Source organism: Gimesia aquarii, assembly GCF_007748195.1.
Lineage (GTDB): Bacteria > Planctomycetota > Planctomycetia > Planctomycetales > Planctomycetaceae > Gimesia > Gimesia aquarii.
On the sequence record NZ_CP037920.1, the window covers coordinates 3,085,140 to 3,099,792 of the forward strand.

Annotated in this window: 9 protein-coding genes; 7 read left to right on the top strand and 2 right to left on the bottom strand. The window is 43.6% G+C overall.

All coding sequences use genetic code 11. The features are described 5' to 3' along the window. Positions 1-11 precede the first annotated feature (11 nt). Positions 12-1,403, top strand: a complete 1,392-nt coding sequence (locus V144x_RS12390; protein WP_144985470.1) for a POT family MFS transporter — start codon at positions 12-14, stop codon at positions 1,401-1,403. Positions 1,404-1,540: 137 nt separating this feature from the next. Then, entirely contained in the window at positions 1,541-2,182 is a 642-nt protein-coding gene (locus tag V144x_RS28365; RefSeq protein ID WP_197998890.1) for a hypothetical protein, read from the top strand. Between the two features lie 90 nt (positions 2,183-2,272). Here the strand turns inward: V144x_RS28365 and V144x_RS12400 are convergent, their stop codons facing one another. Beyond that, entirely contained in the window at positions 2,273-4,294 is a 2,022-nt protein-coding gene (locus V144x_RS12400; protein WP_144985471.1) for an efflux RND transporter periplasmic adaptor subunit, read from the bottom strand. A gap of 681 nt (positions 4,295-4,975) precedes the next feature. On the opposite strand from V144x_RS12400, the gene V144x_RS12405 reads away from it, so the two are divergent. The 3 genes from V144x_RS12405 to V144x_RS12415 all read left to right on the top strand — a co-directional run bounded on the left by V144x_RS12405 (position 4,976) and on the right by V144x_RS12415 (position 9,615). Further along, the gene (locus tag V144x_RS12405) at positions 4,976-5,923 is read left to right on the top strand and encodes an efflux RND transporter periplasmic adaptor subunit (RefSeq protein ID WP_197998891.1); all 948 of its coding nucleotides are present in this window, start codon (positions 4,976-4,978) and stop codon (positions 5,921-5,923) included. A 65-nt stretch (positions 5,924-5,988) separates the two neighbouring features. Further along, positions 5,989-8,211, top strand: coding sequence for a hypothetical protein (locus V144x_RS12410; RefSeq protein ID WP_144985473.1), 2,223 nt, complete (start codon positions 5,989-5,991; stop codon positions 8,209-8,211). A 54-nt stretch (positions 8,212-8,265) separates the two neighbouring features. Next, on the top strand, positions 8,266-9,615 hold the full coding sequence (locus tag V144x_RS12415; protein ID WP_144985474.1) for a tetratricopeptide repeat-containing sulfotransferase family protein: 1,350 nt from the start codon (positions 8,266-8,268) through the stop codon (positions 9,613-9,615). A 34-nt stretch (positions 9,616-9,649) separates the two neighbouring features. Here V144x_RS12415 and V144x_RS12420 read toward each other — a convergent pair whose 3' ends face one another. Continuing rightward, a complete protein-coding gene (locus tag V144x_RS12420; RefSeq protein ID WP_144985475.1) occupies positions 9,650-10,987 on the bottom strand; it encodes a HEAT repeat domain-containing protein in 1,338 nt (445 codons plus the stop codon). A gap of 528 nt (positions 10,988-11,515) precedes the next feature. On the opposite strand from V144x_RS12420, the gene V144x_RS12425 reads away from it, so the two are divergent. Beyond that, positions 11,516-12,793, top strand: a complete 1,278-nt coding sequence (locus V144x_RS12425) for an outer membrane protein assembly factor BamB family protein (protein ID WP_144985476.1) — start codon at positions 11,516-11,518, stop codon at positions 12,791-12,793. 196 nt (positions 12,794-12,989) lie between these two features. Next, positions 12,990-14,573 carry a bifunctional phosphoribosylaminoimidazolecarboxamide formyltransferase/IMP cyclohydrolase gene (gene purH / locus V144x_RS12430; protein WP_144985477.1) on the top strand — a complete coding sequence of 528 codons (1,584 nt, stop codon included), beginning with the start codon at positions 12,990-12,992 and terminating at the stop codon, positions 14,571-14,573. The last annotated feature ends 80 nt before the right edge of the window (positions 14,574-14,653 follow it).

The window sequence follows — 14,653 nt, forward strand, 5'->3', positions numbered from 1 at the left end:
GAGAAGATTCAATGGCACAGACGAAATACAAGACGAGCCCGGTATCAACAACTAAAATGCCTGCCGGAATTCCCTATATTGTGGGGAACGAAGCAGCTGAGCGATTCAGTTTTTACGGCATGCGGGGAATTTTGGTTGTCTTTATGACCAAATACATTCTCAATGCCAGTGGTGAGCCAGACTATATGTCAAAAGGTGATGCGTCTGCTATCTTTCACCTCTTCGTTGCTGCTGCTTATTTTTTTCCGCTGTTGGGGTCGCTACTCTCAGATGTGCTCTGGGGAAAATATAAAACCATTTTGGTGCTTTCCATTGTTTATTGTCTCGGCCATCTGGCTTTGGCCATCGATGTGACTCGGACCGGGCTTTACCTGGGCCTGATTCTGATTTCGATTGGTGCCGGTGGGATTAAACCCTGTGTTTCAGCACATGTCGGAGACCAGTTTGGTAATGGGAACAAGCATTTACTCAGTAAAGTGTTTGGCTGGTTTTATCTGGCCATTAATCTGGGAGCCTTCTTTTCCTCTCTGCTCATTCCTGAAGTCTTAAGAACCTATGGTCCGCATTATGCATTCGGAGTTCCAGGACTGTTGATGTTCATCGCCACAATTTTGTTCTGGATGGGGCGTAATAAATTTGTTCATATTCCTCCGTCCGGCTGGGAAAAGTTTCGAAAAGAGACGTTCGGCAAAGAGGGTTTACAGGCCTTACTCAATCTATCGGTACTTTATTATGTTTTCCTACCTGTATTCTGGGCATTATTCGATCAGACGGGATCTTCCTGGGTGTTGCAGGGGTTGCAGATGAATTCATCTGAGTTTGCAGGATTTGAACTGACAGCCGCTAAAGTCCAGGCATTCAATCCGCTTTTCATTCTTATTTTAGTACCGACGTTTTCTTACGTCGTTTATCCAATGATTGATAAAGTTTTCCCACTGACTCCCCTGCGAAAAATATCCATTGGATTCTTTTTAGCGGCTGCCTCGTTTGCCATCAGCGCTCTCATTCAGATTCAAATTGATGCAAATCCGACAAACCCTCCACACCTTCTCTGGCAGGCAGTACCTTATTTAGTGCTGACGGCAGGTGAAGTGATGGTTTCCATCACCTGTTTGGAGTTTTCGTATACACAGGCTCCAAAATCGATGAAATCATTTATTATGTCGCTCTATTTTCTCTCAGTGACAGTTGGGAATTTACTGACAGCGGGCGTGAATAAATTCAATATAATTGATAAAGAGATTTCCTATCTGGAAGGGGCCGACTATTTCTGGTTCTTTTCAGGTATTATGTTTGTGGCGGCTGTTTTGTTTATCTTTGTGGCAAAACACTACCGTGGTAAGACCTATATTCAGGGTGATGAATCCGACACATCGCTGGCTCAGGAAGAAGGGGTTCAATAAGCTTTTACAAATCTATTGCAAGAAGCTTTTCTTTACGCTCAATTTTGTTATGATTTGTTCAATGCAGTGAGTGACTGCTGGGGCAATCGAGTTAAATAGTACTTTAAAATTTATGTAGTTTAAGCAAGGAATGAAAAATGCGTTTCTCTCAGACGTTTCAGGTAATGGTTTGCGGTATCGGGTTGGTATTGTTTGTGGGTTGTGCAGCGAAAGATGACACACGAACTTTTGATGCTAAGGATTCAGAGGCGTCTGCAGAAGCAGAGCACGATCATGGACATGATCATGGTCCCAACGGCGGTCATCTTCTGGAGGTAGGCGAAGAGCAATATCATGTCGAAGTGATGTTTGACAATGAAGGTCGAACATTGACAGCATTTATTCTGGGACCCGATGCCAAAACACCGTTTCCGATTGAAGTGGAAACCATCGATTTCGATATGGAAGTGGGTGACAAAGAGCATGAGATTCCACTCGCTGCCAAACCGTTAGAAGGTGAAAAAGAAGGCAAGTCATCACGCTTCGTCGCAGAAGGGAAAGCCATCCCGGATTCGATCAAAGCGGAATCCGATTTGAATGGTCACTTCCATCTGGATATTGGCGAAGATCACTTTCACGTTGATCTGAAGCATGGAGACCATGATCATGATGGACATGACCACGATGATCACAAAGATCACGACCATGATAAAGAACACGCTGATGATAAAGACAAAAAAGCAGATGCTGAAAAAGAAGAAACCAAAAAGGATGAAGCAAAAGCAGACGATAAGAAATAAGCTTGCTGCTTTTACCTGACTGAAAAAAAACTCCCCTGCTTCTTTGAGCAGGGGAGTTTTATTTTCTCTTTGCGGTTTTATTATCTGTTTTTATAGCCAGAAGAAGCGGCGGCAGGTTTCTACGACATCGCCAAAGAGAACATAGAACAGACTGCGTTGCCCGCAATCAATTTTAGCGCTGACTTCCGCTCCAATGCGTAACGAAGGCAATTTTTCTTTTTCAAATGTCGCATAGGTTTCCACAATACTACCAGTTTCTTCGGATTGATTAACACGTGTCGAAATCTCAGTCACTTCGCCTTCATAGCTTAACTCATTCGAAGTGGCCAGTATAAATTCCACGGGCAAATCGATGTCTCCTTTTCGATCCATCGCTTTGAAAATATGCCCCATTCGCTTTTCTTCCACATCAAGTTCCAGTTGCCAGGGACCCGTGTCGTCCATAATTTCCAGGAGTAATTCACCCCGTTGAACAGGACGGTCTTTTAAAAGTTGTTCAATTTGAAATGTGGTAACCACACCGTCAATGGGGGCTTTGACATTCAATTTATCAAGGCGGCCCTCTAGAATCTCAAGGTGTTTTTTGAGTCCAAAGATTTGTGTTCGTAATTCATTTGATTTACCTCGTAACTCAATAATATCTTTGTTTGGCCGTTTGTCATTTCCTGCTTGAAGATTTGCGACAGTAGCTTGCAATTGTAATGCTAAACCTCTGAGTTCGTTTTTTACACCCAGTACTTCTGCTTTTAATTCGTCATTTCGGATTTCTACCAGCAGATCTCCTTTTTTCACACGCTGACCACTTTCAACATGAATGTCAACCACTTCGCCTTCCCAGTTGGTAAACACTTCGCGTTGGATGGTGGGCATCAATCTGCCATCACAACTAACACGGTAATCATAGGGAACTAAAGCGAGTGTGATTCCGACAGCAATGAGGACTGCAAGAATGATCAGAGTTTTTACTAGGGTTTTCCCACGTAAGGCAGCAAAGCAACGGCCGATGAACCTCCAGAACGGCATCAGGAAGATGCTTTCGTAACTGCGTGAGTTCGCGATACCAGTGGCAATATGGCCCGATAATAATTCTGCATGATTTTCTAAATGTGGCCTTGGTTGACTATCGGTAATCTGTTCGACGATCAGCCCACCAATCAGCTTTTTCGGTACGTCACTTTTGCGACCACCCAAAGCCTCTTCATCATGTTTAATCATTTTGTCAGGCTCAAAGAGTGGTACGATCATAATCATACGGGTCCCACTTTCCTGCAGGTAATCTGCCAGTGGTTCCTCAATTTGAGGTGGAATTGCATCCACAGATCCTGAATAAATAAAGGTCTCTCGCATGGAAAGCACTTTATTGGAGAGATTGGAAAGCAGTCGCACAGTGTTAGCGCGTTTGTTTACTTTATCCTGACCATTGATGGCAGTAATAACAGTTTTTTTACCGTACTGCATGGCGAGACTCACCCGGTCTGCATTCAGCAGTTGCCTGCCATCATTAACAACCGTAGCGCCCACTTCTGATAAATTCAGGCTGCGATGAAGTTGCAACACAAACTGGTCGACTTCTTCCCACACTTCCAGTGAAGCATCGGTTTTACTGGCCTTTTCGTGTTCTGCCAGATAGTGCGATGCATAACCGGACATTTGCTCCACAAATTGCAAATACCCAGGATGAGCCTGTTTGGGGGAATTCGGGCGTTGGAAGATCTCAATCACGCCAACCGGCTTTTTCCGGATGGATAAAGCCGCGACGACAATCAGGTTATCTGTGGGTAAATGGACGTCGGTATCACCATCGGCGGTAAAAATGCGTGCTTCTGCGGTGGATAAGACATCAGACAATAATCGCTGATTCTTGAGAATTGCTTCTGGCTCTTCATAAAAACCAGTGTCAGCCAAATTGACTTCACTTTTGATCGCAAGCCGACCACTCTCATCAATTAACCAGGCGGCACCCGCTGTTGCTCCGAGGCCGGCAACAACCCTGCGGAGAAACTCACGGAAAAATGTTTCCGGTGCCACATTTGAATGAGCGAACTCTTCAATTTCCCGTGCGATACGAACTACACGTTCACGGGTCTGGCTAGGTGATTGAGTGCTTGTCATCGAGATTGATTACCTGTTAGTTATTTCTTTTAGTATCAATTCTTATACTTCTTAAGAAGCAAAGTCTTCTGAAATTTATACGGTACAAAAGACAGAATATATAGTTTTAGATGTCTCTTCTCACAATTTTTCATGATATGGACAATCTTACATAAGCAGATTTTATTCGGAAACGGGACTGTTTGCAAAATCCCATTTCCTTGTATCCCCCATTTTTCCCCTATGTTGCGTAAAGGAAACGGAAGATTTGCCTAACCCTTTCAACAGCAAAGAATCGTATAAAAGGTCTCTTTTGATAAGAGACGCTCAAATATTTAAAGTATAACATGCGTATAAAGGAAACAGACCATAATTTGAAACCTGACAGCTACTTACATCGAGTCAGATGATAAAGAAGCGAATGAATTCCGTCTGCAAATTGCAGGAATGGGTGACTTGTGACGTTTGTGTCATTCATAGAGACAAGGTGTCCCGCCTCAACCAGGCGTTAGGTTCCGATCCAACCCTGAAAATTCACAATAGCATCATGAAAAATCGCTTGTCAGTGGGGGGCGAGAGACGTTAGATATATGGCTCAGAAGTGTCTATATTTATATATGCTGGAGCATATTGACATAGAAATCATAAATGGAAGTATTGAGACCTTTCCGAACTACTTGGATCCATCTTGAGGATGAAGTGATGAAGTTAAACTTAGCGAAAACCTTTTGCTGTGCGATACTGTTAATTGGGACAAGTTGGATCTTGACCGAAAGCAGCTCGAATGCAGGTGAACAACCGCAGGAGAAATCGGATTCAGCAGCACCTGTTTCTGCCATTACGATCAATGAATGCCGCATTAAGCTAATTGATCGTGTTATTTTAGGTAGTGATCGTCCCGGTGTTCTGGATTACGTAGAGCCCAGTGAAGGAGAAAAGGTCAAAAAGGGTCAGGAAATTGCCGCGTTAAAAACAGAATCACTTAAAGCGGCACGTAAGACAGCCGAAACGCGTGCCTCGAATGATATTGAGATTCGTTATTCCAAAAAAGCCAGAGATACTTCTTATGTAGAGCTGGAAATCAATCTGGATATCAACAAACGAGTGCCTGGTACCATTACACCACTGGATATCAAGCGTTTGGAACTCAATGCCGAAAAAAGCGATTTACAAATCGAACAAGCTGAGATGGAATTCCAGATGAATAAATTGCAGCTTGAAGAAATCGACGCTCAGCTCAAAGAAACTAAGATAATTGCACCCTTTGATGGGGTTGTGACCAAAAAATTCCGTTCTACTGGCGAAGTCGTTCGTCATGGAGATGAGGTATTAGAGCTAGTCAGCACGAAACGGGTCAAAGTTGAAGGTTATGTAAACATTCAAGATACCTGGAAGTTTCATGAGGGGACTCCGGTTGAAGTGGAAGTGGATATTCCCGGAATCCGTTTACCCATCGAAGATCGAAAATATCATGGAAAAATTACGTTTATTGATGTCGAAGTTGAGCCCATTCATGGAAAGTCCATTAAAGTTTGGGCGGAAGTGGAAAATCCGGATAATGTTCTGAAAGCCGGATATATGGCAACGATGAAGATCCTACCCGACAAGTCAAACAGCAAAGTGGCTCAGGAAACATCGGTTAAAAAATAATCATCACATTTGAAGCTGATTAACACCAAAGAACTTCACTTTACTGTTAAAGACCTTTTCTACTCATGAGTACTTTAAGCGAATCCATGACATCCTCAACGGAACGACCTATTCCGTTAAGCGTGCGCGATGATTTGATCGGCAAATGGATTCATTATAAAGGTCTCGGCTATTGGGTCATCAAAGATCCGGTTTCATTGAAGTACACAAGATTGCATCCGGAGCAATACTACATATTGAATTTGTTAAATGGAGAACTCAGCCCCGAAGAAATCAAAGACGAAGTCCATCGGCAGTTTCCGACCTTGTTACTTTCCATTTCAGAGATACAGCAATTAATTGCGGACTTATATCGAAAAGGCCTGCTGACCAGCGGACGTCCCGGTCAGGGGGTCACACTGATCAAACAGCACCGGGAAGAACGTAAGAAGAAGATCTTTTCCACACTTAAAAGTATGCTTTATCTCAGGCTGCCTGGTTGGGATCCGGAAACTTCATTGCAGAAGTTATATCCTTACGTGCAATGGATGTGGCGCCCCTGGGCAACGACAATGTTTGCTTTATTAATTGTTTCATCCTGGATTCTGATCGGTGTTCAGTTCGAAGTCTTTCGTAGCAAATTACCCGAATTTCAACAGTTTTTCGGGTGGCCTAACCTGATTTATATGTGGTTTGTGCTGGGGGCAGCTAAAGTCGTTCATGAATTTGGCCACGGCTTATCCTGCAAGCATTATGGCGGTGAATGCCATGGTATGGGGATTATGTTTTTAGTGTTTAGTCCTTGCCTGTACTGTGATGTCTCCGATTCCTGGATGTTGAGAAACAAATGGAAGCGGATCATTATCGGTGGCGCGGGAATGTATATTGAAGTGATCATGTCCGCGATTGCTGTTTGGGTGTGGTGGTTCACAAAGCCAGGTTTGCTGAATCATTTGGCGTTAAACCTGTTTTTTGTATCGACGGTTACCACCGTGATATTCAATGCCAATCCATTGATGCGATTCGATGGTTACTACATGATGAGCGATTTTCTGGAAATACCTAATTTAAGGCAAAAAGCAGATAAGCATCTTCGTGATACATTTGCCTGGTATTGCCTGGGAATTGAATCTCAGCGTGATCCTTTCATGCCGGAGACAGGAAAGTTTGGATTTATATTATTCGCGATTGCATCCGCTTTCTATCGCTGGTTTGTGATGTTTGGGATTACGCTTTTCCTGTATACTGTTTTAAAACCATACGATTTACAAAGTATTGGAGTGACATTGGCCGTCATTTCCATCGTGACATTTATTGGTGGCATCTTTCACAACATCTATAAAATTATTAGAGCACCGAGGACCGAACCCATGAATTACTACAAAGTCACAGCGACTCTCACCGTCACTGCTGCTGTGATTCTTGGAATTCTTTTAATTCCAGTCCCCATGCATTTTGAAGCACCCTTTATCTTAGAAGGGTATGGAGTAAAGCATGTCTTTACGACGGAAACCGGTCGGTTAGACCGAGTCTATGTCGAACCCGGACAAACCGTAGAAAAGGGACAATTATTGGCAAGCATTGTGAATCTCGAAAAACAAGATGAACTTTACAAACTAAAGGTAGATCGAAAAGTCCAAGAAGGAGAAGTCCGTAAATATTTAGCACTAGATGATCTGGCCGGAGTCAAGGTTTCCAAAGAAAGGCTGGCTTCAACTGAGGAAAGAATTGCTGAAGTTGAGGAGCAATTACGAAATATGAAAGTGGTGGCACCCATCAGTGGAACAGTGGTTGCCCCTGCCAGCCGGCCAGAGCCGAAATTGTCCGATTCCAAAAAACAGTTATCTGGTTGGTTTGGTACTCCTCTTGATGCGAAAAATGCCAATTGCTACCTGGAGAAGCAGACTCACATGCTGAGTATCGCTCCTGAATCGCGTTTCCAGGCGGTATTATATATCGATCAGGAATACCGAAATGATTTTAAATTGAATCAGAGTGTTGAACTCAAACTAGAACATTTACCCGAAAAAACCTACATCTCAAGTATTGAGCGGGTTGCTCATGGACACAAGGATTTTATTCCGCCCACGCTCTCTAATAAAATGGGGGGAGAAGTTCCAACAGTCACAGATAAAGAAGGGCGGGAAAAATTAACCAGTACAGCGTATGAAGCGATTGTTCCCCTTGAGGAAGACGTAAAGTTGTTTCGAGCGAACATGCGCGGTAAAGCGCGTTTTGAAGTGACTCAGTTAACCACCGGTCAATGGTTATGGCGCTACTTCCGAAAAACATTTCACTTCCGGCTCTGATTTTCGTTCTCAACCTGCTTCAGATCGTTTATCAAAGTCGCAATCAGGCACAGTATGACCAATATCCTTTCCGAAGCTGTCAAACTACTGCAGGCCAATCAGGCAAAAAAAGCAGAAAACCTTTTAAGTACTTACTATCCAGCAAATTTAAATAATGCGCAATTCCTACATTTATATGGACTGGCGGCTTCAGATTCCGGGGACTATCAGTCCGGTATCGAACGGGTGAAAAAAGCGATTGCTTTGAACCCGAATATTGCTGAGTTTCATCATAATCTTGCAGCCATCTATCGGCTTGTAGGGGAATTCAACCTGTCAGAGCAACATTATCTGACAGCGTTGCAAATAAAACCTGATTATGCAGAGGCTTATTTCAATTATTCTGCCGCCAAAAAGTTTACCAAAGATGATCCGATTGTTCCCATTCTCGAACAACAATTGTCACGATCTGATCTTTCCGATGAAGACCGTTGTTTTTTGGGATTTGCTGCTGGCAATATTTTCAATGATATCAAGGACTATGATAAAGCATTTTCTTATTATGAGGTGGGAAATCGTTCCAAAAATGCTCGTTTCGATATTAACCAGTTCCGGAAGGAAATAGATCAACTCATTTCCGTCTTTTCTGCCAGGTTCATCCAGCAAAGTGCTGCATGGGGATCTGCCAGCCAGGTCCCCGTCTTTATCTTGGGAATGCCCAGGACGGGAACAACACTGGTGGAGCAGATCTTGTCCAGTCATCCTGGGGTTCATGGAGCAGGGGAGTTGCCCGATATCGCGAGCATTGCGGGAACAATGAGACAACATGCGACTCAGAAATCAAATTTTCCGGAATGTGTAACACATCTCCCTGATAATATCTTTTCAGGATTTGCAGATGCCTATCTGCGCCGTTTGCGGACGTTCGACCAGTCGGCTGTGAGGATAATCAATAAGATGCCTCCTAACTTTTTGTATCTCGGACTGATTACGATCATGTTTCCTGAAGCAAAGGTCATCCATTGCCAGAGACATCCACTTGATACTTGCCTCTCCTGCTATTTTCAACGTTTTCGCAGAGGGCATGACTATTCTTTCAATTTGAAGCACTTAGGACTTTATTACCGGGAATACGAACGATTAATGGAACATTGGCGAAACGTACTGCCGATGAAACCTTATGAGTTACACTATTCTGAACTGGTAGCCAATCAAGAAGCGCAGAGCAGGAGCTTAATCGATTTTATTGATGTTTCCTGGGATGAGCGTTGTCTGAATTTCCAGGAAAATAATCGGCCAGTGACAACCGCAAGTAATTTACAAGTCCGCCGTCCCATGAATCAGTCAGGTTTAGATCGCTGGAAAAACTATGATCGTCATCTCGGAGCCCTTCGAGAAGCCTTGGGTATTTCTGAATCCGAATGAATGAAGTCCATTCTCAAATTTGTGAGTGGATTCATTATTGAAGAATGGGAACAATACCCGTTTGGTTTTGAGTCGATGCCCACCAGAGGCGCCACAATCGTTCATTGTAGCCAAAATTTTGTTTACTAATCTTTTGGAGTGCCAGCAAAATGGCTTCGTTCTGGTGAGAATATTTTACAGATACCGTTCGCATTCGAATCTTTGGTTGTTGAGAAGGCAATACAATCACACCGTTAGGATAACGACCCGCTAATAGTCCTGCTTCAATATCAGGCGGTAGCACGACTCCTGAGTTTCCAAATGTACCATTCGTATTGTAACTGTAAGTCGAAGTTGCATCGGGAACCCTGACTCGATACGTATGCTTGGTAATTAATGCAGAAATCAGATCCGGGATCACAGATTGATCTCCAATTGCTTCCAGGCCATTTCCGGCTCGTTGCACGATGACATTTGATTTATTTTTTAAAGCTTGAATGAAATAAGCAATTGCTTTAGTCGCGTCTCGTTTTGTGAGTGCTTCTAGTGCAGCGGTTCGAATTACCTGACTCGGATCGGTAAGTACTAATTCAGCGAGGGGACGTAACGGCTTGTCACCAGAGATTTGAGTTAGAGTGGAAACGAGCAGGGATCGAATGGCGATGCTCTTATGCTTACCCATCAGCCGGGCCAGGCCAGCCACAGCATAAGGGTCTGAGACACCTTGAATCTTTCTTAATCCCACTTGCTGTCTTAAAAGATCATTGCCGTTAGTCCAGGCCAGCCAGAGCTTGATTTTCTTAATCCATTCACGTTCTTTCTCCAGATCCGCTTCATTCTTTTCCAGTAATTCCAGTTCCGCAGAAGAAACATAACGCCCTTTGTATTTGATATAACCATTGCTTCGCATGACCTCATCACGGGTTGTCCATTCGCCATTCCGTTTTGTGTATCCCAGTGAGGCACGTGCTTTCGCATGATCAGGGTCGAGACGGATGATCTGTTCCATTTCTTGATTTCGCTGTGCACGCAGATGTTTTTGCGAACACCACTCAGCAAGTTTAAGGTGTGCTTCAACGGTGTCTTCAATATTTTTAGACTTTGTCTCATATTCTTCGATGACGAGGGGGCGATTCGTGATAAATTCAATGTGTTGGGCATCGATACGGATTGAGCCCCCCGAAAGAGTTTTCATTATACGAGTTTCTTTTGACGCCGTTTTTGTTGAGGGGACAATTTTTCCTCGTATTTCACCACCATTTTTTAGCTTGATTAAATCTGCCGATACTTTGGCTCGTGAAGGGGCAGCCAGAATGATCAATGTGTATAAAATCAGACTGATGGAGACATTGATGTGAGAGAATTGAAATGGTTGTGTGATTTTAGTTCTCATACCAGTCCACTTTACGAATTTGATGGTATTCGAATTCTTTTTCTGACTCAAAAAGACGTTGCAAGATTCAAATTGAGCCTGTCTGAACCTGTTTTTATTGTAGACCTACAAACTGGGTTTGAATAGTTCTTTAAATCGGCCTGTTCTGTTTTACTGGTGAATCAAAGACCGATTTTTTCGCTCCAGAGAGAGTACATACAAACTGAATTATAGAAATAATCCGTTTGAGACTCCAATAAAATCAGGAATGTCATGAAAATGTTCAGTTCTCATCGTGAATATTCTTGAAATCCAACCCAAACAAAGCTGGATTCCTATTTGGTAGGGTGGGTAGAATGGGGGTTGTAAAACAAGGTTCTATCGAGAGAATCGATGATCCGAGTCTGTTTTCAAACACAGTTTTCGCTGACAGTCTTCCAGTGATGTAGACTTCAAAAGAAGTGATTTCGTATTGATTTCAATCACTCAGGTTGTTTCCTTTCATCTATCAAAATCTGTTTCCCTTATCATAATTGAAAAGACGGCAATATGTCTGGTTGGAAGAAATTGGTTTCTGGTTTTCTGACGTTGTTTCTGATGGTCTCGTTGACTGATTGTCTTCAGGCACAAAGACTCAATGAATCTTCAGTAGGCATCTCTCTACTTTCAAATCGGCAACTGGTTCAATACGATTTGGATCGTGTCTGGTGGGGGCAAGCCACAGTTGACGCTTCACGAGATCGAATTGTTCATTTGTCATTGGATGAAATCAATTTATACGCGCTTGCGAGTTCCGGGATTATTACTGCGTTCGACAATGAAACAGGAAAAAAACTATGGGCAACGCAACTGGGGAGAGGTGATGCAATTACTTATCCTCCCGTTTCAAATTCGAAGTATGTTTTTATTACCGTTGGAATGAAATTGTATTCAATCAACAGATTAAATGGTGAGATTGACTGGGAATTGCAACTTCCAAACTCGGCTTCGACCAGCCCTACAGTCGATGAAGATTCGATCTATGTTGGGACATTGAAGGGGCGCATGTTTGCCTGGGATTTGAAAAAGCTGGATGAGTTGAGTAGTGAATCCAAGTTACCTGCCTGGCGCGACGGTGCCATTCGCTGGACCTATCAGACAGGAGCAGCAATTAGAACACCTCCCATTGTAACAAATCGCACATTGATTTTTGCGAGCCAGGACGGATCACTCTATTCTGTGACTCTGACTGACCGCCAATTGGCATTTCAGTTTGAGACAGACGCTCCCATCTCCGCGAATTTGGCCGAATTTGGAAACAGTGTTTTTCTCGCTTCAGAAGACCAGAATTTGTACTGTCTGAATTTGTTAAATGGAATTGTACGCTGGCGAATTCGTACTTCTTTTCCACTACGTAAACCAGTCACCGTTTTAGACAATGAAGTTTATCTTTCATCAAACAAGAACGGGCTTTTTCAGCTCTCGGCAACATCAGGTCAGGAAAAATGGTGGCAACCGTTGGGATCGACTTTTGTTTCCATGTCACCGACACGTGTTTATGCGTCTGATAAACTTGGAAATTTACTGATTCTTTCCCGTAATGATGGTGCCGTGCTTTCTGCAGTTCCCCTCAGAAAGTTCCAGGTGAAATTGATGAATGAACGGACAGATCGTATTTTCTGTTCTTCAGAATCTGGTTTAATTATGTGTCTGAAACAGAGTGACCTTCCATTTCCTATCCGTTTCAAACACCAGGATCGCTATCCCATTCTGCCTGAAATGACTCCGGAGCCAGAGACAACGGATTCTCAGACGACAGACGCAGTGAATGAAAATGCCAATCAGTAAAGTGTGTTTTCACTTTACAAAACACTGGTTCCACCAAGGTTTGTTTTCTGCTCACTGAGTGGCTAAACTGACTGCTTGTTAAGTGTTTGGCAGCTTGATTTGTCGATTCTCACATCTGCCTGCACTCGGGGAATATCTTTACCAGGCAGGGAAGTTGTCGCTTTTCTGCATTCTCAGGCGATTGATTAAGAAACAAATGAGTAATTCGCATCCGCGTCGTGCATTAGTGAGTGTCAGTGATAAGTCAGACCTGGACGTTTTTGTCAAAGGTCTTGCTGAATTGGGATTTGAATTTGTATCAACGGGGGGAACCCGCCGCTATTTGGAAGAGCAGGGAGTCAATGTGATTGACATCTCTGAATATACAGGCTTTCCCGAAATCATGAATGGACGCGTCAAGACACTTCACCCGAAAGTGCATGGTGCGATTCTAGGTAGACCTGACTTAGCCGGTGATGCTGAAGCTATCAAGGAATTTGAAATCGTTCCTTTTGAGTTAGTCATCTGTAATCTCTATCCTTTCGAAGAGACAATTGCCAAACCTGACGTCTCTTTATCGGAAGCAATCGAGCAAATTGATATTGGTGGTCCCAGTATGGTCCGTTCTGCTGCGAAAAATCATGCTTACATTGGGATTGTCACGTCACAGGCACAGTATCATCGTGTATTAGAAGCAATACAGGCAGGACCGTTGACTCCCGAGTTTCGGCTTGAACTTTCCGCAGCCGCATTCGAAATGACCGCCTGTTACGACCGTGCGGTTGCCAATTATATGGCTTCCGTGCTGCCTTCAGAACAAGATGAAGATTCACGATTTGCCTCGCAAATGAGTATCAATCTTGTACGTCGAAATCAATTACGTTATGGCGAAAACCCTCATCAAAGTGCTGCATTTTATGTAGAGAAAGCGCCTCCTGCGGCAAGTGTCGCGTTGGCTGAGCAGCTAAATGGAAAAGAACTCTCTTATAATAATTTTCTGGATCTGGATGCGGCTTTACAAATCGCAAGTGATTTTGAAAAACCGGCAGCGGTAGTAATTAAGCATACCAATCCCTGTGGTTGTGCAACCGCCGATTTGCTGGGAGAGGCGTTCGAAAAAGCGTATGCCGGTGATCCCGTCAGTGCCTTTGGTTCTATTATGAGTTTTAATCGCCCCATTGATCGAGAGACGGCGGAAAAATTATGTGAGCCGAACCGCTTCATAGAAGCTATTATTGCACCCGATTATGATCCAGAGGCATTTGAACTGCTGACTACTAAGCCTAAGTGGAAAAAAAATGTGCGGTTGATGAAATGCCCGTTGCCGGAATCGCCTGCTTGTGCCAGTCTTGATTATCGCAGGGTCTCGGGAGGTTTACTGGTTCAGGAGAAAGATGAACTGCGCGATGACACTTCAGGTTGGAAAGTTGTCACAAAACGCGAACCAACGGCTCAAGAAGTAAACGATTTGTCATTCGGCTGGATTGTGTGCCGACATGTAAAGTCAAATGCCATCGTCTTGGCGAAGGACGAAATGCTGATTGGTGCTGGTGCAGGTCAGATGAGCCGTCTCGATTCATCTTATATTGCTGCTTACAAAGCCGGTGAGCGAAGCCAGGGGGCAATTGTTGCTTCTGATGCCTTCTTCCCGTTTCGCGACGGAGTGGATGAAGCGGCTAAAGCTGGTGTGACTGCCATCATTCAACCCGGAGGTTCAGTGCGGGATGAAGAAGTAATTGAAGCCTGTAATGAGCACCAGATCGCGATGATCTTCACTGGTCGCCGACATTTTAAACATTAATTGTTCAATCACTTTGCATGAAATAAAAGGAGCCTTCCCCAACAGGAAAGGCTCCTTTTTTATCACATTTTGATTCCACT

Excerpts from the sequence above, each read along its gene's own strand:
- V144x_RS28365 (WP_197998890.1), top strand. The coding sequence starts at position 1,541 with ATGCGTTTCTCTCAGACGTTTCAGGTAATGGTTTGCGGTATCGGGTTG.
- V144x_RS12405 (WP_197998891.1), top strand. The coding sequence starts at position 4,976 with ATGAAGTTAAACTTAGCGAAAACCTTTTGCTGTGCGATACTGTTAATT.
- V144x_RS12390 (WP_144985470.1), top strand. The coding sequence starts at position 12 with ATGGCACAGACGAAATACAAGACGAGCCCGGTATCAACAACTAAAATG.
- purH (WP_144985477.1), top strand. The coding sequence starts at position 12,990 with ATGAGTAATTCGCATCCGCGTCGTGCATTAGTGAGTGTCAGTGATAAG.
- V144x_RS12420 (WP_144985475.1), bottom strand. The coding sequence starts at position 10,987 with ATGAGAACTAAAATCACACAACCATTTCAATTCTCTCACATCAATGTC.
- V144x_RS12400 (WP_144985471.1), bottom strand. The coding sequence starts at position 4,294 with ATGACAAGCACTCAATCACCTAGCCAGACCCGTGAACGTGTAGTTCGT.
- V144x_RS12425 (WP_144985476.1), top strand. The coding sequence starts at position 11,516 with ATGTCTGGTTGGAAGAAATTGGTTTCTGGTTTTCTGACGTTGTTTCTG.
- V144x_RS12410 (WP_144985473.1), top strand. The coding sequence starts at position 5,989 with ATGAGTACTTTAAGCGAATCCATGACATCCTCAACGGAACGACCTATT.
- V144x_RS12415 (WP_144985474.1), top strand. The coding sequence starts at position 8,266 with ATGACCAATATCCTTTCCGAAGCTGTCAAACTACTGCAGGCCAATCAG.